Annotated in this window: 15 protein-coding genes; 4 read left to right on the top strand and 11 right to left on the bottom strand. The window is 64.8% G+C overall.

What is annotated here, in order from left to right; all coding sequences use genetic code 11:
• Positions 1-929: 929 nt before the first annotated feature.
• Positions 930-1,856 carry a hypothetical protein gene (locus tag NCR38_RS07800; RefSeq protein WP_250476737.1) on the top strand — a complete coding sequence of 309 codons (927 nt, stop codon included), beginning with the start codon at positions 930-932 and terminating at the stop codon, positions 1,854-1,856.
• Between the two features lie 76 nt (positions 1,857-1,932).
• A complete protein-coding gene (locus tag NCR38_RS07795) occupies positions 1,933-4,254 on the top strand; it encodes a hypothetical protein (RefSeq protein WP_250476736.1) in 2,322 nt (773 codons plus the stop codon).
• A 56-nt stretch (positions 4,255-4,310) separates the two neighbouring features.
• On the opposite strand, the gene NCR38_RS07790 is transcribed toward NCR38_RS07795, so the two are convergent.
• Positions 4,311-5,348, bottom strand: a complete 1,038-nt coding sequence (locus NCR38_RS07790) for a site-specific integrase (protein WP_250476735.1) — start codon at positions 5,346-5,348, stop codon at positions 4,311-4,313.
• A 123-nt stretch (positions 5,349-5,471) separates the two neighbouring features.
• Here NCR38_RS07790 and NCR38_RS07785 point away from each other — a divergent pair, with 123 nt between their 5' ends.
• Positions 5,472-5,933 carry an HNH endonuclease gene (locus tag NCR38_RS07785; RefSeq protein ID WP_250476734.1) on the top strand — a complete coding sequence of 154 codons (462 nt, stop codon included), beginning with the start codon at positions 5,472-5,474 and terminating at the stop codon, positions 5,931-5,933.
• A 293-nt stretch (positions 5,934-6,226) separates the two neighbouring features.
• Here the strand turns inward: NCR38_RS07785 and NCR38_RS07780 are convergent, their stop codons facing one another.
• Positions 6,227-7,249, bottom strand: a complete 1,023-nt coding sequence (locus NCR38_RS07780; protein ID WP_250476733.1) for a site-specific integrase — start codon at positions 7,247-7,249, stop codon at positions 6,227-6,229.
• Positions 7,250-7,298: 49 nt separating this feature from the next.
• Between NCR38_RS07780 and NCR38_RS07775 the strand changes: the two genes are divergently transcribed.
• The gene (locus NCR38_RS07775) at positions 7,299-7,523 is read left to right on the top strand and encodes a hypothetical protein (protein ID WP_250476732.1); all 225 of its coding nucleotides are present in this window, start codon (positions 7,299-7,301) and stop codon (positions 7,521-7,523) included.
• Between the two features lie 78 nt (positions 7,524-7,601).
• Here the strand turns inward: NCR38_RS07775 and NCR38_RS07770 are convergent, their stop codons facing one another.
• The 9 genes from NCR38_RS07770 to NCR38_RS07730 all read right to left on the bottom strand — a co-directional run bounded on the left by NCR38_RS07770 (position 7,602) and on the right by NCR38_RS07730 (position 18,217).
• Complete coding sequence (locus NCR38_RS07770) at positions 7,602-8,066, bottom strand: DUF2147 domain-containing protein (RefSeq protein ID WP_061121105.1); 465 nt, start codon at positions 8,064-8,066, stop codon at positions 7,602-7,604.
• 88 nt (positions 8,067-8,154) lie between these two features.
• Positions 8,155-8,943, bottom strand: a complete 789-nt coding sequence (surE, locus tag NCR38_RS07765; RefSeq protein WP_061121106.1) for a 5'/3'-nucleotidase SurE — start codon at positions 8,941-8,943, stop codon at positions 8,155-8,157.
• A gap of 82 nt (positions 8,944-9,025) precedes the next feature.
• Positions 9,026-9,268, bottom strand: coding sequence for a hypothetical protein (locus NCR38_RS07760; protein WP_061121107.1), 243 nt, complete (start codon positions 9,266-9,268; stop codon positions 9,026-9,028).
• Between the two features lie 194 nt (positions 9,269-9,462).
• Positions 9,463-10,362 carry a DUF1571 domain-containing protein gene (locus NCR38_RS07755; RefSeq protein WP_061121121.1) on the bottom strand — a complete coding sequence of 300 codons (900 nt, stop codon included), beginning with the start codon at positions 10,360-10,362 and terminating at the stop codon, positions 9,463-9,465.
• A 16-nt stretch (positions 10,363-10,378) separates the two neighbouring features.
• Positions 10,379-12,130 (bottom strand): AMP-binding protein, encoded by a 1,752-nt coding sequence (locus tag NCR38_RS07750; RefSeq protein ID WP_061121108.1) that lies wholly within the window; start codon positions 12,128-12,130, stop codon positions 10,379-10,381.
• Between the two features lie 64 nt (positions 12,131-12,194).
• Positions 12,195-13,514, bottom strand: a complete 1,320-nt coding sequence (locus tag NCR38_RS07745; protein WP_250476731.1) for an acetyl-CoA C-acetyltransferase — start codon at positions 13,512-13,514, stop codon at positions 12,195-12,197.
• Positions 13,511-14,416: a MaoC family dehydratase gene (locus tag NCR38_RS07740; protein WP_250476730.1), complete on the bottom strand. Its 906-nt coding sequence runs from the start codon at positions 14,414-14,416 to the stop codon at positions 13,511-13,513. Before NCR38_RS07740 ends, NCR38_RS07745 begins: the two co-directional genes overlap by 4 nt.
• Before the next feature lie 12 nt (positions 14,417-14,428).
• A complete protein-coding gene (locus NCR38_RS07735; RefSeq protein ID WP_061121111.1) occupies positions 14,429-15,856 on the bottom strand; it encodes a 3-oxoacyl-ACP reductase in 1,428 nt (475 codons plus the stop codon).
• Between the two features lie 54 nt (positions 15,857-15,910).
• Positions 15,911-18,217 (bottom strand): acyl-CoA dehydrogenase, encoded by a 2,307-nt coding sequence (locus tag NCR38_RS07730; protein ID WP_250476729.1) that lies wholly within the window; start codon positions 18,215-18,217, stop codon positions 15,911-15,913.
• Positions 18,218-18,310 lie beyond the last annotated feature (93 nt).

The following is an 18,310-nucleotide window of genomic DNA, read 5'->3' as shown; positions in this document are numbered from 1 at the left end:
GTTGAACAGGCAATGACGCTCCCACAGGCCGAGGGCGCTCCCGGCATTGCCGAGTCGCTAGCGGCAATTCCGTGAGCCTCCCTCGCGGCGCACGTAAGAAGCGAGCGCTTACCGCTTAGCACATCGCGCCGTACGCGGCGAAGCTGACTAGGCGGCACCGCGACATCGCAAGATTTGACCACGCCTTCGAGCGCGATCTGCGCGAGCAGACGCGCTACCCGGCCCGCATTGACGCGCTGATCGCTGGCCGCACATGGTTCGACGGCAGGCTGTGCGCAAGGTGCGGCACGACCCGGCGCAGGGTGTACGACTCCTCGTGCTGGACATGCCAGCGGAAGCGCACGCCCTTCGAGACGGACGTCCGAGGGCGCTGCGTCACGCGCTGGACGGCGAACCAATCCCGCGACGGCTATCTGGCGCGACAAGACGAGCGACGGCGCGAGCGGGCTGGCGAATCCGTCGAGTACCGCAGTGGTGAATGGTGCGCTCGGCAATACCCGACAGGGCGGCTCGCGGTGCGCTGTCCTTCGCTAAACATCGACAGCGAGGACTTCAACAGCGTTCCCGGCTGGCGCATCTTCCAGCTTTGCGAACAATTCCCCGACCTGATTGCTGTGCTTCGGCTCGCGGGCTGGTCAATCTAACGAGAGAACAATGAGCATTAACTACATCGGAGGGCCTTGCCGGATGCCGTCAGGCCGGACGCTGGTGGAACTCGCAGCCGAGGCGAACGAATACGCTCGCAATTCGGCAGAGGGCGAGATGAAGCTAGCTGAATTCATGGGTCTAGTAATCATCCGACCGGGACATCCGGCGCGGGCTGAGGTACTGACTTACCTAACGCAGTTCGGGCGAGGCGCAATGCTCGGGCTGATCCCAGTGATGGCCTCTCCAACAATTCATTAAGGGACAAACATATGTGTCAATTCATGCAGATGATCGCGGGCGCGGTTAGCGGCGTCTACCAAGGCACCATCCTAAATGCGCAGAACAACGCGCAGTACACGGTGGACTCTGCCAAGACCGACGCGGCCAACCTGCTCTCGCAGGATCAGGCGGATAATGCGAACAAGCTTCGCGAGGCCGGTAACGGCTTTGCGGCGGCGCAGGCGAACCTCGCCAACACGCAACGCTCGATCAGCAACAACATCAAGGCATCGGCGGCGGGCGCGCAGTGGAACACCGCACAGGTGAACCAAGGTCGCGTGCTCGACTCGATGATTCGTGGCAACGTCGAGCAGCAGATTCAGGCTGCTCAGGCGCTCGGCGCGATCAACGCCGACAACGCGGCGCGTGGTGTTGGCGGCAGCAGCGCCGACATCATGCGGGCCACTATGAAGGGCCGCAATGCACGGCTCGGTGTCGCGCAGAACACGAAGATGCAGCAGGCATCCTTCGACGCCGTAATCATGAACAACGGGCTGCGCTCGAATCTCGTCATGTCACAAGACTACGGCTCGACGGTGGCGAACATGAGCTATCAGGCGGCGATCCCGACGACGTATATCAAGCCCGCGAAGGCACCTGATCTCACGTCGGCTCAGATGGCGCTCATGGGCGCGGCAGGCGGCGGTGGCTTCAGCCAGTTCCGCAATGGCGGCGGTGGCGGTACGTCCGTGGGCTACGGCAGCGACAACAGCAACGGCAGCGGAGGTGTAGGGCAGACGAACGGCTACTCGTCCAACGCGGTCATCAACGGTGTCAACTCCGTAGGCGACACCTGGACGAGCACAAACGCAGGCGGCGGCAACAGCTACGGCTTCAGTAGCGGCCAGTCCAGCAATGACTGGAATCTCGGCGGCAGCGACAGCAGTAGCAGCGGCGGCTTCAACTTCACATTGTCGGGCGACGTTTGATGGGTAGCCGCTCGCTCTTGGCGCTATAGCCCGCCGTCTTAATGCTCTACCCAACAGACTAACGATAAGGAATACTATGGGAATCAATTTCAGTCTCGGCAGCGACGGCGGTGTAGTCGTCCAGCAGTCCAGCGGCACGAGCGGAAGCTCCACCTCCTTCAGCGGCGGTGGCTCGTACGCTCAGCAGTCGAGTGGGCAGTTAGCACAGGGCGGCACGGACATCGCGTCGTTCGCTAACGCGCAGCGTCGTCAGGGCGTGCTCGGATCAGGCATCGACATCGACAGCTTCAACAAGCTGACGCAGGGCATGATCCAGCCGTACATCGACCGCGCCAAGAAGGAGCAGTACGCCGAGGGCATGGCGCAGGCATCACAGGGCAAGTCGCTTATCGAGATCGAGAACGACCAGCCGTGGTACACGAAGCTGTACGGCCCGGACGCCACGGTGCAGGGCGCGCAGATGTTCAACGTGAACGCTGCGATGAACGATGCGCAGACGCAGTTCATGCAGGCCATGCCGCAGTTGCGCGAGAAGTCACCGGATCAGGTGCGGGCGTACGTCGTGCAGAAGATGTCCGAGGTGCAGCCGACAGGCGACCAGTGGACTGACGCGATGGTGCAGCAGAAACTCGCGGAGCAGATGCCGCAGATGCTATCGCAGCACATGCAGCACTACGTGCAGTTCACGCAGGAGCAGAACTACAACGGCTTCACGAACATGGCGACGACTGCGGCCAAGTCGATGCAGACGACGCTCGGCGCGAATCCGAACCTCACGGACGATGACGTGGCGCAGGCCCATGAGAGCTTCCGGCAGCAGATCGCTCGCCCGGAGAACATGGACCTGAACTCGTATCAGCGGGCGCTGCGGGACGTTACGGTGTCCAACGCGATGACCGGGAACTGGCAGGCGGTGCGCGCCATCCAGCAGCAGCCGGAGTATCAGTCGCTCGACGCGAGCATGAAGGCCGAACTCGCGGACAAGATTCCGCGCCTCGAAGCGCAGTGGGCCATGAAGAACCCGGACAACGTGCGGACGCTCGATGATGTTCATACGTTGGAATTCCGCATGACGCAGGGCATCAGCCCGTACGCGACCTCGGCGGAAGGGCACGCCGCCGCGATTGCTCAGATGGAAAAGGTGAACGCGGATTGGAAGCTGAAGAACGGCGACGCCACGGTCCCCTTCACGCCGGAGAAGATCGCGCAGACGTTGGAAAAGATGGATGTGAACAATCTGCGGCAGCAGCGCGCTTTGCAGCGAGCGCAGATGGGTCTGCTGAATTTCGAGCAAGGTCAGACGATGGTGGCGAACGCGTGGGCCTCGGACAAGCCTGAGTCTCTGAAGGGTATCCCGATCCCCGAAGGCGCGCATGTGTCGGTGCTGAATGGCGCATGGCAGGACGCGCTGAAGGCGAAGCTGGCGAACGGTGAGAACGACCCGACGTGGAATACGTTCTGGCAGCACGCCAGCGCGAACGCACGCGACAAGGACATGCAGCCGCCGATGCTCCAAGGCTACATCAACAGCACGATGGGTACGCTGTTCGACGGCACCGGCCCTGCGACCTCGCAGCAGCGCGACGTTATCGGCCTCGCACAGAAGCTCCGCGAAGGACCGGGCGGCGCAGGCGCGGTGAAGGCGTACTTCGGTGATAACGCCGAGTCAGTGCTCTCAATCCTCGACAGTGGCGCAGACATCACGGACCCGCAGCAGTTCGACATGCTGCGCACGCAGCGCAATCGCGGACGGCTCGCGCAGGCGAACGCAGCGGACAAGAAGGAGGCGCTGTCGTACGTGAACGCACAGTCGGGTCCGTGGTGGAACCCGTTCCGTCAGGGCAACCTCTCGGCATGGGACATCAGCGACGGCAACAAGCAACTGCTCGCGGGCAAGATCGCTGACCGCATGGCAGCGAAGAAGGCCGCGTTCGGCCTGTCCGACGAGGACGCGAGCCGCATGGCGTATCAGGAAGTGGTCGGCTCTGCCACGGCTGTACCCGGCGCGCTGATCCCGGAGGACAAGGGCCGCTTCGGTCCCGGTCAGACGTTCAAGGACTACGTGGCGAAGGTTCCCGGCGCGACGGCCTCGCAGGACTCGAAGCTCTATCAGGACGCGATGCGCGAGGAGATCGCTGACCTCGCACGCGAAGCCGTGAAGAAGCAAGGCGGCGACATGGCGAACTTCGACCCGTCTGCGTATCACGTCCAGTGGGGCAGCTACCTCGGTGGCGGCAATCTTAACCTCAACCTCTACCGCAAGGGCGACCACTCGGCGCTGAACATCACGGTGGACGCGGCGAGCTTCGGCAAGCGTATGGCGAAGAAGTCGCTGGACTTGTCTTACGGCAACAAACCCGGCGATGTACTGGGCGACCCGGTAGCGGGCGTCTTCTAATCTAACGCGGTGCAGCAGCGGCTTCTCACGAGGCTGCTGCCGCGCCAGCGTTGGGCTTAGTCGAGCTTGCGGGCCAAGTCGCGTACTTGCAGATGCGTGTAACGGCGAAGCATCCGCACGTCTTGATGGCCGGTGATGCTGGCTACCTCCATTACGGCTAGTCTTTTCTCGAATAGTCGCGACGTTGCCTCGTGCCGCAGATCATGGAACCGAAAGTCCTTGAGCTTCGCCCGCTCGACAGCGCGCCGGAACGCAAGTTTCAGCGCGTTGGCGGTCAAGCCAGGAAAGACGCTGCCCTTTAACTGCGTGCCTTCAGGCGCGTTCGGACGTAGCTCTTGCAGCACGGCGACTGCCCGCCGAGACAATGGAATGCCGCGAGGCTTACCAGTCTTGGTGTGTACCAGTTGGACGGACGGCTCCGACAGGAAGACGCGTTCCCACGTCAGCCCAATGATCTCGCTTCGCCGCATCGCTGTTTCCAGCGCAAGGATCACGATGGGTCGGATGAACGGACTCCACGTTTCGCTGCACGCGGCCAGCAGCGCAAACTCCTCTGCGGGTGACAGGCGACGTTCGCGAGGCAGTCCTTCTCGCGGCATCCGAACGCGTTTGAACGGGTTAGGGTCGATGTTCACTTCCCATTCGTTCCGGGCGATCTCGACTACGTTTGAGAGCAGATTCTTGTCGCGTCTTACCGTTGATCCGCTGACACACTTCAGTCTCTCATCGCGCCATTGCGCCACGCGTGCGCCGTTCAGCGCCCCGACTGGACATTCGGCGATGCTTTGCTTGAGAAGCCCGACTAGGCGAATAGCTTCGTCCGCAGCCGCGCCCTTGTGCGGCGTTACCTCTTCCATGTAACGGCGCATGAGATCGCCGAACAACAAATAGCGACGTTCTCCTTCGGACGCGATGCGCTTGTTGTGTTCGGCCGTCCGCACGGTAGCGATGCGTTTCTCTAGTGCGGCTTCCTGTTCGGCGACCCAAGCTGCGGCCTCGAAGCGATGGCGAAATGTCTGCGATAGCGAGGGAAAACCGTTCCGGCGAATCTTGCCCGTCCAGTTGCCGTTCGGACGTTCCTGAAGCGTACCCATACCTTGCTCTCCGATAGTTGATCGAATGCAGGTGCAGGCCGGTCAGTGTCGCGTGCCACTCAGCGGAGACAGTGTGACACGAGGTTCAGGACTACATCAACACCAAACCTTTAAGGAGAATATGTGACGTTAAATGAGATCAGAAGCCGGAGCATCGTCAGTGAGCAGGGCTGCTGGATTTGGCAAGGCCCGCGCAGAGACAACGGATACGGGCGGGCCTATCACAGAGGCCGATGGATCAATGCGCACCGGCTTTCGCTGATGCTGGCGCGTGGTTGGCCGGAGGACGGTGAGTACGTTGAGGCGGCTCATGGTCCCTGTCATAACCGGCTATGCTGCAATCCGGTGCATTTGAACTGGAAGACGAGGAAGGAGAACGCGAAGGACCGACGCCGCGACGGTACAGAACTCATCGGCGCACGTAACGGCAATTCGAAGCTGGCTGAGGAGCAGGTGCGCGCTATCCGTGCGGAGTACGTGCGCGGCAGCAAGGAGTACGGCGGCGCAGCGCTCGCCCGCAAGTACGGCGTGAGCGAGTCGCTTGTCTCCTTGATCGTGCGGCGCAAGCATCGGACGTTCATCTAAGGAGGGCGGCGCGAGCCGCCTTTCGATGCGCCATCTGTTGGCGCGGGCGTCAGCCGAGCGAGGCGAAGCCGACGCGAGCCGCGCAGGCCGGAAGACCGCCCACGATGTAGACTGATAGCAAAGAGGAGAGGGCGAACATGCAACCACCCGAACTGAAAGAAGGACAATGCCTATGCCCGCGCTGTGGCGGGCGAGGATTCCTAGACGCTCTCATGCAGCAAGAGTGCGTCCGATGCAAGGGCAGCGGCGCGGTATCTCAACCCACCAGCAGCCCACCCAACCGATAAGCGCAGTCAATCGAGCTTGGACAGTAGGTGATCCATAGACAGGTGACTGTACCGGCGAAGCATTGAAAGCGTCTTGTGGCCCGAGATTGAACCGACTTCCATCACGTTCAGCCCGCGCTCGAATAGCCGCGAGACAGCCTCATGTCGCAGATCGTGGAACCGCAGATCGTGCATCCCGGCCTTGTCTCTGGCCCGCATGAAAGCGTGGCGCACTACGGTCGCAGAGACGTGCAGGAAAGGCCCATCAGCAGGTTCGCGGGACCACTTGTAAATGCGGGCATCTCGCATCGTTTCCAGTACCTGGACAGCCCGCCTAGTGAGTGGCACACCTCGCGGCTGACCGTTCTTCGTTGTTGGCAGGTACGCGACCCGCCGCGCCGTGTCGATTCTCTCCCACGTTAGCGCAAGCATCTCGGACTGCCGCATGCCCGTCTCGATGGCGAGCACTACGAGCGGCAGCAGGTACGGCGCACGAGCCGCCTGACACTCCACGAGCAGCCGTTCTTCCTCTCCCGGCGCGAGCCGCCTGTCCCGAGCTTCGTTTTCATCCGGCAACCTGATCCATGCGAGCGGATTCTCAGCCAAGTACAGCCCTAGCTCCTTCCTGCCGTATTCGATGGCGCGACGCATCACGAGGAGTTCGTGCCGCACTGTCGAGCCGCTGACGGCGCGCAGCCGATGGTCACGGTACGCAACGAGCGCCGAGCGGGTGAGGTTGGCTAGCGAGAACGCCGTGACCGGCTGACGCAATAGGAATTTGACTCTGTAACCTTCCTGCTCACGGCCTTTCTGACGTGGCACCGCTTCCGCGAGGTAAAGCCTGAGCAGATCGCGGAGCATGGTGTCCCGAGCGTCGCTGTGATCGACCGCATGACCCTTGTCGTATTCGGCCTCGATGCCTCTAGCCCATACCTCTGCCTCGGTGCGCGAGGCGAACGCTTTGCTCTGTGACGGGAAGCCTTTCCTTCTGACCTTCGCCTGCCATTTGCGTGCAGGTGCATTGTCCGGTCTATGTGTGATCGTCGCCATGTCGGTGTCCCAGTAGTGTCCCAATGGAACCCGGTCAGAAGCTACAGCCTTGCTGGACGCGGCCCACAGCGCTTTTCCGTATCGGCGTTTCAAGACATGGCACGAATCGGGCGTCCTGTTGCGCGTGATGACACAGTTGTTCGGGCCGGCCGGAGAATCGCTTTATGCGTTGATGACATCCCGCATGCGCGTGCCGCCGGAGTTCAAGCTCGAGAGCGCTGAGTTGCCTGTAGTAGTGCAAGCGGACGAGGCGCACCAGCGTCGCGCCGCATGATCGACTCGGGCGCACGCGCGAAATGAACAAAGCCGGTCGCAGACACACCTCTTCGAGCGGCTTTGTGCTTTTTGAAACCTATTGCTGACGCAGCCAGGTCTGCGAACGCCCCAGTAACGACACGCCGATATACCCTCGCACGACGAGCTTCTGCCCGCCGTCTTCCATCTTCATCCTGCACTTGTAGAGCTTGCCGCTCTCGGGGTCGAGAATCTGGCCGCCGTCCCACGCATCGCCGTTCTGCCGCATGCCGGTGATGATCGTCATTCCCTTGACCAACTGATCCTTGCGCTCGTCGGTGCAGGCCGTGCAGCGGCGGTCGGGATGATCGAACTCGCCGATACCGCGCACGACTTTGCCGGACAACTGGCCGCTGCCGTCGTCGACGATCTGGATGATCGCTTTCGGCTTGCCGGTCTGATCGTCGATGGTTTGCCAGGTGCCGACGGGCGTTGCCGCTTGTGCAAAAACGCTCATGGCAAAGATGGCGCAAAGCGCGCCGAGCGTCACCCGCGCGCCGCGCGAGCCGATGGAACGGGTCATGTCGTCTCCTTGTCGTGATCGCCCGAGCATACGAGAAAGCGATCGATCCCGTCTGGGAGGAAACGTTCTAGCGGCGCGCATTCACCACTCAGGCGCCGCCTTTCAGACCCGCTTCGAGTGTCGCGAAAGTGCGCTCGTCGGTGCGATCGAAATGCAGCGGCGTGACCGAGACGCGGCCGGACGCGACCACCGCGGTTTCACTATCGGGCGAATTCGGGCGCGGGCCGCGCTGAAAGCGCAGCCAGTGATATTCGATGCCGCGCGGATCGACGAGCGGCAGCACATCGATGCCTTCCACGAGGCCGACGCCTTGCCGCGTCACGGTGAGCGGACCGGCGGCGGGCGCGTCGCAATCGGGGAAGTTGACGTTCAGGCAGGTGGGCGCATCGTGGGAGATCGCGAGCAACTGGCGGATCACGCCCGGCGCGAGCGCGCGCGCCGTATCCCAGCGCACGTTCTCGCGATCGGTGAACGCCTGGCTGAGCGCGATCGACGGCAGGCCGAGCAGCAGGCCCGTCATGGCGGCGCCCACGGTGCCGGAGAACATCGTCTCCACGCCGAGATTCGCGCCGCGGTTGATGCCGGAGAGCACGAGCGTCGGCGGCGCGTCTTTCATGATATGACGCGCGCCCATGACGACGCAGTCGCCCGGCGTGCCCTGCACGCCGTAGCGCCGCTCGCCCTGGCGCGACACGCGCAATGGCGAATGCAGGCTGATGGAGTGCGACGTGCCGCTCTGATCGTGCTCGGGTGCGATGACCCAGACTTCGTGCGCGAGTTCGGCGGCGACCGCTTCCAGCACGGCGAGGCCGGGCGCGTCGATGCCGTCGTCGTTGGTGATGAGGACACGCTGCACGATGGGTGAGAGGGCGGACATCGCGAATCACTCCTTGGTCGATGATGAAAAGTATCGACCGATTATTACAGAGTTCGCGTGGTCGGGTCCGCGGCCCGACGCCTTACCTGACGCCCAGGCCGCGCAGCACGGCGTTGCCGTCCTCGGTGAGACGCACTTTCGGCGCACCGGTATCGGGCGACACGATCTCGACATAGCCGTATTCCTGCAACGAAGCAACGTCGGGCGTCGCGGCCATCGCGTCGATAGGCGCGTGCAACAGCAACAGCAGTGTGGCGATTTCGTGATGGCTCAGAAGCCTTTTGATGGCTCGCACGGGTGCGGAGGCCGGACGGCGGAGGTTCATGAAAGATGTCCTCAGGTTTGCATGACGATGTGCGGCGCTCCCGGCTACTGCCTGCGCGCGGATCTTGATGTCGATGGAGTGCGGGCAGGTTATCGGCCGACTCTTAGGCGAAACTTAAAAATGGGCGGCGCGCGGTGCGACGCGTTGTTACATTCGATGTCACGAAATCAGCGGGCATTTCATTGGCGTGCCGATCAGAAGCGATAGTCGGGATTCTTCGGGTCGAACGTCAGATCATCGAAGGGTTTGACTTCGATGCGCTCGAACACGACGCTTTCGAAAATATTGCCTTCGTTGTCGTACGACTCCAGCGTGCGGAAAACCGGCCGTTCGAGGTCGAGTCCGAGCACTTCCTTTTTCGCGTAGAAATCGGGCTGTCCCTCGGGGGTTTCATACGTGAGCGCGACGACGCGCAGTCCGTCGACGGTCTTCACCTCGATATTCGCCGGCTTCGTAATCCCCGCTTCGGCGAATCTGCGCCCCTCGTCGATGAAGCGCTGCGTGACCGCTTCGATACCGAGCTCGCGAATCGAATGATTCGACTGCGCACGGGCGAGGGCGCCGTTCACCGACGCCCACATCGGCACGACGCCCAGAAAGCCGCCGAGATGACCGTAGAGCTCGTCGGGGCGCTTGGAATGGTCGTAGATGACTTCCTGGCCCGCATGCGCGCCATCGGGCAGCCATTTCGCGTAGATGCGCAACGGCTCGCGCGTGACGCGCACGAGCATGTGATCCGCGCGCCTCGGCCACTTTCCCTTGATGCGCTCGCGCCGGCGCATCGTGAACTCGCAGGACTGGAACTCGTGCAGGCCTTCCTGCAAGTAGCGCGGCAGCGTGCGCGCGTCGAGCGAGTGAAAGAGGGCGACGAGTTGCGCGTCGTCGAGTTTCGCGAGCGCGCCGCTTTCGGCCGCGTGCGACAGCCATTGCGCCTGCTGCTCAACGCCCAGATCGCCGACGCGCGCGGCGTCCTCCGTCGTGTCGGCGCGCGCGGGCGCGGGCACGAACACGGCCGCGAACGCGATGAAGAAACACAACAGGCCCGCGCACGCGAGCCGCAAGTCCGAAGCCCGGCGGCATCGCGCACGCGGCATGAACATCTCCTAAAAGTCAGTCCTGCGATTTCCGTGCTTGCCATTCGGCGTCGCGCAGTTCGCGCCTGAGCACCTTGCCGATCGTTGTGAGCGGCAGCGCGTCGCGAAACTCGACGTAGGAAGGCACCTTGTAGCCGGTCAGGTGTAAACGGGCGAACTTCAACAGTTCTTCCACCGTGAGCGCGTCGTCGCGACGCACGACGAACGCCTTCACGCGTTCACCCGTCACCGGATCGGGCACACCGACCGCGGCCACCGCGCGCACTTTCGGATGCGCGGCGAGCACTTCCTCGATCTCGTTCGGATACACATTGAAGCCCGACACGATCATCATGTCCTTCTTGCGGTCGATGAGCCGGATGATGCCGCGCGCATCCATCACGCCGATGTCGCCGGTCGCGAGCCAGCCCTCCGCGTCGATCGCTTTCGCCGTATCTTCGGGACGGTTCCAGTAGCCTTTCATCACTTGCGGGCCCTGCACGCAGAGCTCGCCCGGTTCGTCGACGTTCGCCCATGTGCCGTCGTCGCGGCGCATGCGCACGAGTGTCGACGGCACAGGCACGCCGATGGTTCCGTCGAATTCGCTCGCGCCGCGGGCATCGAGCGGCGTCGCGGCGACGAGCGGCGAACACTCCGTGAGGCCGTAGCCTTCGACGAGCGTCTGGCCCGTCATCGCCCGGAAGCGCTCGGCGATCACGCGCTGGGTCGCCATGCCGCCCGCCATCGCGAGCTTGAGCGCGGAGAAGTCGCGCCGGCGGAATGCGTCGTTGTCGATGAGCGCGCTGTAGAGCGTGTTGAGCGCGGTGATCGCCGTGAAGTTTTCGTGACGCAGCGCGCGCATGAGTGCGCCGATGTCGCGCGGATTGACGATCAGCACATTGCGCGCGCCGATCGCGAGAAACGCGAGCGCGTTCACGGTCAGCGAATAGATGTGATAGAGCGGCAGCGGCGTGACGATGATCTCCTCGCCGTCGACGAGCCGTCCGCCCGCCCAGGCGAGCGCCTGCAGCAGATTGGCGATGACATTGCGATGCGTGAGCATCGCGCCCTTCGCGACGCCCGTCGTGCCGCCGGTGTATTGAATGAACGCGATGTCGCCGTGACCGACTCTCACCGGCTCGAACTTCTGCCGCGCGCCGCGCGCGAGCGCCTGCGGCAGGCGGACCGCATCGGGCAGCGCGTAAGCGGGCACCTGCTTTTTCACGTGACGCAGGAACAGATCGATCGCGCGGCCTTTCACATTGAGCCCGCTGCCCAGCAGATCGCCGAGCCCGGTTACGACGATATGCCGCACGCGCGTGCCCGGCTGCGCGTCCTGCACGGTCTTCGCGAATTTCTCGAACACGACCACCGTCTGCGCGCCGCTGTCCTTGAGTTGCTGGCTGAGCTCGCGCACCGTGTAGAGCGGATTCACGTTGACGACGATCGCGCCCGCGATCAGCGTGCCGAAAAGCGCGACGGGATAGACGAGCGTGTTGGGCATCATCAGCGCGACGCGATCGCCGGGCTTCACGCCGATGCTCTGCAGATATGACGCGAATGCGCGCGCCTTCTCGCCGAGCGCGGCGAATGTCAGCTCGGAGCCGAGACTCACGAAGGCGACGCGATCCCGAAAGCGCTCGACGCACTCATCGAAGAAATGCGCAAGCGAGCGATAGCGCGAGGGATCGATTTCGTGCGCGACATCGCGCGGATACGACGCGTACCAGATGCCGTCCGTCGCGTGCGGCTTGGACGCCCCGCGCGGCGCTGTCTGTCCCGGGCTCATGTGGTGTCTCCGTTGGCGCGATCCGTTTTCGTCGAACAGCGCGCCTTATTTTTGCTTCCGCTCCTTACCGCTCCAGTATCGCGACGACGCCCTGGCCGCCCGCCGCGCAGATCGAGATCAGTCCGCGCAACGGCTTGCCGTCGCTGCGTTCGGGCGCTTTCGCCAGCATCTTCGCCAGCGTCCCGACGATGCGCCCGCCCGTCGCCGCGAACGGATGTCCGGTCGCGAGCGACCCGCCGTTCACGTTGAGGCGCGCGCGGTCGATCGGGCCGAGCGGGCCGTTCAGGCCGAGCGCGGTACGGCAGTATTCCTCGTCTTCCCACGCGGCGAGCGTGCACAGCACCTGCGCGGCGAACGCTTCGTGAATCTCGTAGAAGTCGAAGTCCTGCAACGCGAGCCCGGCGCGCGCGAGCATCGACGGAACCGCGTAGGCGGGCGCCATCAGGAGGCCTTCGCGCTTGTCGAAGAAATCGACGGCGGCGGCCGCGGAGAATGTCAGGAACGCCTGCACCGGCAGGCCGCGCTCGGCCGCCCATTGCTCGGACGCGAGCAGCACCGCCGATGCGCCGTCGGTGAGCGGCGTCGAGTTGCCCGCCGTGAGCGTGCCGGCGTCGCGATCGAAGACCGGTTTGAGCTGCGCGAGCTGATCGAGCGTGACATCGGGACGCAGGTTGTTGTCGCGCGCGAGCCCTTTGTACGGCGTCATCAGATCGTTGAAGAAACCGCGCCCATAGGCGGACGCGAGCTTGCGATGGCTTTCCTGCGCGAGCATGTCCTGCGACTCGCGCGAAATCTTCCAGCGCTTGGCCATCAGTTCGGAGTGCTCGCCCATCGAGAGGCCCGTGCGCGGCTCCGCGTTACGCGGCAGGAGCGGGCGAAAGAACATGCCGGGACGCAGTTTCGCGAGCGCACCGACGCGTTGACCCGCCGAGCGTCCGCGATTCGCTTCGAGCAGGATCTTGCGCATGCGCTCGTTCACGGCGATGGGCGCATCCGATGCCGTATCGACGCCGCCCGCGATGCCCACGTCGATCTGCCCGAGCGCGATCTTGTTGGCGACGAGAATCGCCGTTTCGAGGCCGGTGCCGCATGCCTGCTGCACGTCGTAGGCGGGCGTTTCCTTCGCGAGCGTGGTCGAGAGCGCGGCCTCGCGCGTCAGGTTGAAGTCGCGCGAATGCTTGACGACCGCGCCCGCGGCCACTTCGCCGAGACGCATGCCATGCAGGTCGAAGCGATCGACGAGACCTTGCAGCGTAAAGCTCAGCATGTCCTGATTCGACGCGCTCGCGTACGCCGTGTTCGAGCGCGCGAACGGAATCCGATTGCTGCCGATGATCGCAATCCGACGAACCTCGCGCCGAATCTCGCGCCGCGCTTCGCTCATGGCAGCTCCCATTCGAAATGGCCGCGCAGATGCGGCCGGTCGCCCGCAAGATCGCGCACTTCGAACTCACGCGCGGTGGGCGAGGGCGCGGCGGTCCAGAGCGTGGCGTCGCCGGGCAGATACAGCGGCGATTTGAAATCGCCATGCGCGTATCCGGAGGCGAGCGGCTTGATCGGATGCAGCGCCGCGAGCGTGCGCGCGAGCGTCCACATGCCATGCGCGATCGCGCGTGGAAAGCCGAACGCTTTCGCGCTCAGCGTATGCAGATGGATCGGATTGAAGTCGCCCGATGCCTTCGCGTAATCGCGTCCGAGCTGCGGCGGAAGCTGCCAGCGCGCTTCGCGTGCGAGGAGCGGCACGCGCGCATCGGATGCTTCGGCCATTTCGATCGAAGGCGCTGCGCTTTCGCTGCGCACGCCGCGCTTCAGATAGACGCTGTCGCCGTCCCACACGGCCTCGCCGCGCCGGTAGATGCGCGTATGCAGCGTGAACGCCTGACCTTTTTGATGCGGCATCAGCGGACCGCACTCGACTTCGATGCGCAAGCCCTGGCCCGCCGCGAGCGGACGACGCAGCCGCACGCTGTTGGACAGATGCACGACGCCGAGCGCGGACCAGGGAAACGACGGATCGGTGAGCATCATCAGATGCAAGGGGAACGCGAGCACGTGCGGGAACGTGAGCGGCACGCCATGTTCGGGGATGAATCCGCACACGCGCGCGTAGCGGCCGACCTGCTCCGCGTCGAGCCTGACATCGGGGCGCACGAGCCGCAGCGCGGGCAGCTCGGGCGAGCGCGCGCGCCTGAAGAGCGCGGGCAGCGCGCGCCCGTATAGCTTTGCGGGCGGCGGCAAGGTATCGATGACGACGGTGCGGGCGCGCGGCATGGTCGGTGCGTGCATGCAGTCGCCTCCCTACGCGCCGATGAGGCTCTGGCCGCACACGCGCACGACGTTGCCCGTGATGCCCGCGCTGCCCGGACTCGCGAGCCACGCGACGGTCTCGGCGACATCGACGGGCAAGCCGCCTTGTCCCATCGAATTGAGCCGTCTGCCGGCCTCGCGCACGCCGAACGGCATGCGCGCGGTCATGTGCGTTTCGATGAAGCCGGGCGCGACCGCGTTGATCGTGATGCCGCGGCCCCGCAGCGATGGCGCCATCGCGCGCACGCGGCCGATCACGCCCGCCTTCGAGGTCGCGTAATTGGTCTGCCCGCGATTGCCCGCGATGCCGCTGATCGACGAAACAGCAACGATGCGTCCGTGTTCGCGCAACACGTTCCGCGCGAGCAGCGCGTCGTCGATGCGCGCCTGCGCGAGCAGATTGATGTCGATCACGCTATCCCACATGTCCGGGCTCATGCGCGCGATGGTCTTGTCGCGCGTGATGCCCGCGTTGTGCACGACGATATCGATTCCGCCCGACGCGGCAAGCGTCGCGGCGATCTCGCCGGCCGCTTCGGGCGCGGCGATGTCCGCGACGAGCGCTGCATGCGCGCCGCCCGAGGGCGAGCCGTCTTCGATCGAGAGCATGGTCTGATCGAGCGCGTCGCGGGCGGCGTCGACATCGAGCCCGGTGACGATCGCACCGTGTTGCGCGAGCACCGCCGCGATCGACGCGCCGATGCCGCGCGCCGCGCCCGTCACGATCGCGCGCTTGCCCGCGAGCGGTTTCGTCCAGCTTTCGGGCGCGGCGGCGGGTGCGTCGAGGGTCACGACCTGGCCCGACACGTAGGCCGAGCGAGGCGAAAGGAAGAAGCGCAGTGCGGACTCGAGGTCCGCGCCATCGGCCACGCGCAGCAGATTCGACGTGATGCCGTTGCGCGCTTCCTTGCCGAGCGAGCGAGTCATGCCTTCGAGCGCATGCTGCGCGGTGGCGGCGGCAACGCTCGCGCGCGTGGCGGGCGGACGCCCGATCACGACGATGCGTCCGTTCTTCGCGAGCGAGCGCAGCGCGTCGTGGAAGAAGGCGTACAGCGAATGCAGTTGCGCGCTTTCGTCGATGCCGGTCGCATCGAAGATCAGCGCCTCGACGCGATCGCCGGGGGATGCGTCGCGCGCGCGCGGCTCGAAGCGGCCGCTCATCGCGCCGTGGCGCGCGGCGACGGGCAGCCAGCCGGTCGCGCTTTCGTGGGCGATGCCCGTCATGCCGATGGCGGACAGCACGCCCATCAATTCATCGAAGAGCGCGGGCGACGGACCCGCGCCGATAGCGGCCATGCCGCCGAATTCGGCCTGATCCGCGCGATGGCGGCGCAACACCTCGGGACGCGGCAGGCCGAGCGAGCGCGCGATGCTCGTGCCGAAGGGCGAATTGACGAAGTCGAGATAGCGGTCTTTCATCGATTGGCGATCGGTCGTCGGGGCGCGCGCGGCGTGGCCTCGGGCCTGCGTGCTTCAGGCGACGGTTTCGGGCCATTGCCGCTCGAGTGCCGCGCTGCGCTTTTGCAATGCTTCGAGGATACCGAAGTCTGCGGAAAAATCATCGACTTTCACGGCTTCGCGCGCATGAGCCGCCCATTCGGCCAGCAACGCGCGCTCGCTTTCGTCGATGATGCCGGACGCCCAAGCCGTCTGCGCCCATGCTTCGACGTCTTGCGGGCTTTGCGGCAGCGGATCGGTCTGGCCCGCTTTGACGGCATCGCGCACACGCATTTCCAGCGCCGCGACGGCGGGCGTGAGCGCGAGCAGCTTCTCGCCGCGGGCGATCGGATCGGTTTCGACGGTCGAAACGTGCGAGCCCGCGACGAGGCGTTCGCGCGCCGCGCCGGGCGTTTGCATCAGCATCGCGACCTCGTTGCCGAGCGCATCGCTGCCCGGTGCATGCGGCAGGCCGAACGGGAACGCGAGCGCGCGCAGCAGCGCGGCGGCGGCGCGGTTCGGAAAGTTCGCGAGCAAGCCTTCGAACGCGATGCTCGCCTGATCGAGCGCGTCTTCGGCGCCCCAGCGCACGAGCGGCAAGTCGCTCTCGGGACGGCCTTCGTCTTCGAAGCGCTTGAGCGTCGCGGATAGCAGGTACAACTGCGAGAGGATGTCGCCGAGCCGCGCCGACAGACGCTCGCGGCGCTTGAGCTCGCCGCCGAGCGCGAGCATCGACACGTCGGCGAACAACGCGAACGCGCTCGACAGGCGCGTGGCTGCGCGGTAGTAGGGCAGAAGACGCGCATCGGCGCGCGCGGGCTTGCGCATGAGCGCGCTGCCGCCGAAGGCATACACGAGGCTGCGTACCGCGTTGGACGCGAGAAAGCTCGCGTGGCCGAAAAACGCGTCGTCGAAATCGCGCAGCGCCCGGCGCGGATCGGCTTCTCGCGTCGCAGCCATCTCCCTGAGCACGTAGGGATGACAACGGATCGCGCCTTGTCCGAAGATGATGAGGCAGCGCGTCAGGATGTTCGCCCCTTCGACGGTGATCGAGATCGGCATCTGCTGATACGCGCGCGCGAGAAAGTTCGACGGCCCCATGCAGATGCCCTTGCCGGCGACGACGTCCATGCCGTCGTTGATCACCTTGCGCGCCCGTTCCGTGATGTGATACTTCGCGATCGCCGAAATGACCGAAGGTTTCTCGCCGAGATCGACCGCCTGCGCGGACAGGCGGCGCGCCGCGTCCATCACGTACAGGTTGCCGCCCATGCGACCGAGCGCTTCCTGAATGCCCTCGAAGCGCCCGATCGACGTGCGGAACTGCCGGCGCGCGGCGGCGTATGCGCCCGTGCCGCGCACGGCGAGCTTCGCCATGCCGACGTTCGACGAAGGCAGCGAGATCGCACGCCCGGCGGCGAGGCATTCCATCAGCATGCGCCAGCCGTTGCCCACCTGTGCGCGCCCGCCGATGACCCAGTCCATCGGGATGAACACATCCTTGCCCCGGTTCGGGCCGTTCTGGAACACGGCGTTGAGCGGCCAGTGCCGCCGTCCGATGTCGACGCCGGGATGGTTCGTCGGAATGAGCGCGCAGGTGATGCCCGGTGTGGCGTCGTCACCGAGCAGTTGGTCGGGGTCGAGCGCGCGAAAGGCGAGGCCGAGCACGGTCGCGATCGGCCCAAGCGTGATGTAGCGTTTTTCCCAGGTAACGCGAAAGCCGAGCGTCTCGCGGCCCTCGTGGATGCCGCGGCACACGACGCCGACATCCGGGATCGCGGCGGCGTCCGATCCCGCGTAAGGGCTGGTGAGCGCGAAGCACGGAATGTCGTCGCCGCGCGCGAGACGCGGCAGATAGTGGTTCTTCTGTTCCTCGGTGCCGTAGTGCAGCAGCAGTTCGGCGGGGCCGAGCGAATTCGGCACCATCACCGATACAGCCGCCGCCGATGAATGCGTCGCGAGCTTCATGATCACCTGCGAGTGCGCGTACGCGGAGAACGCCTTTCCGCCGTAACGCTTCGGAATGATCATGCCGAGAAAGCCCTGTTCCTTGATGTAGGCCCACGCTTGCGGCGACAAGTCCTGCCAGATCGCAGTCGTGTCCCAGTCGTTCGACAACTCGCACAGCCGCGCGCATTCGTTGTCGATGAAGCTTTGCTCCTCCTGCGTCAGCTTCGGCGCGCCGTGTTCGAGCAGGCTGTCCCATCGCGGGCGCCCCGAAAAAAGTTCGGCGTCCCACCAGACGGTGCCGGCTTCTATGGCGTCACGCTCCGTCGACGACATCTCCGGCAGGATCTTGCGAAAAGTCGCCAGCACGCGGCGGCTCAAGAATGCGCGGCGCACAGTGGGCGCGCGACGATCTGGCCGGTCGGGGCGCGCGCGTGGTGTCGATCCCGGGTCCGCTAGCGCGGAGCCGGGACCCGTAGGACATGTCGT

The sequence above is a fragment of the Caballeronia sp. INML1 genome, assembly GCF_023631085.1.
Taxonomy (GTDB): Bacteria; Pseudomonadota; Gammaproteobacteria; order Burkholderiales; family Burkholderiaceae; genus Caballeronia; species Caballeronia turbans.
Note: the sequence above shows the minus strand (reverse complement) of the source record. Positions and strands in the feature narration are given on the sequence as shown.

Bases quoted from the DNA above. Each gene is read 5' to 3' on its own strand.
- NCR38_RS07735 (WP_061121111.1), bottom strand. From the start codon at position 15,856: ATGAAAGACCGCTATCTCGACTTCGTCAATTCGCCCTTCGGCACGAGC.
- surE (WP_061121106.1), bottom strand. From the start codon at position 8,943: ATGTCCGCCCTCTCACCCATCGTGCAGCGTGTCCTCATCACCAACGAC.
- NCR38_RS07770 (WP_061121105.1), bottom strand. From the start codon at position 8,066: ATGACCCGTTCCATCGGCTCGCGCGGCGCGCGGGTGACGCTCGGCGCG.
- NCR38_RS07750 (WP_061121108.1), bottom strand. From the start codon at position 12,130: ATGAGCCCGGGACAGACAGCGCCGCGCGGGGCGTCCAAGCCGCACGCG.
- NCR38_RS07795 (WP_250476736.1), top strand. From the start codon at position 1,933: ATGGGAATCAATTTCAGTCTCGGCAGCGACGGCGGTGTAGTCGTCCAG.
- NCR38_RS07740 (WP_250476730.1), bottom strand. From the start codon at position 14,416: ATGCACGCACCGACCATGCCGCGCGCCCGCACCGTCGTCATCGATACC.
- NCR38_RS07800 (WP_250476737.1), top strand. From the start codon at position 930: ATGCAGATGATCGCGGGCGCGGTTAGCGGCGTCTACCAAGGCACCATC.
- NCR38_RS07780 (WP_250476733.1), bottom strand. From the start codon at position 7,249: ATGGCGACGATCACACATAGACCGGACAATGCACCTGCACGCAAATGG.
- NCR38_RS07790 (WP_250476735.1), bottom strand. From the start codon at position 5,348: ATGGGTACGCTTCAGGAACGTCCGAACGGCAACTGGACGGGCAAGATT.
- NCR38_RS07760 (WP_061121107.1), bottom strand. From the start codon at position 9,268: ATGAACCTCCGCCGTCCGGCCTCCGCACCCGTGCGAGCCATCAAAAGG.
- NCR38_RS07745 (WP_250476731.1), bottom strand. From the start codon at position 13,514: ATGAGCGAAGCGCGGCGCGAGATTCGGCGCGAGGTTCGTCGGATTGCG.
- NCR38_RS07755 (WP_061121121.1), bottom strand. From the start codon at position 10,362: ATGCCGCGTGCGCGATGCCGCCGGGCTTCGGACTTGCGGCTCGCGTGC.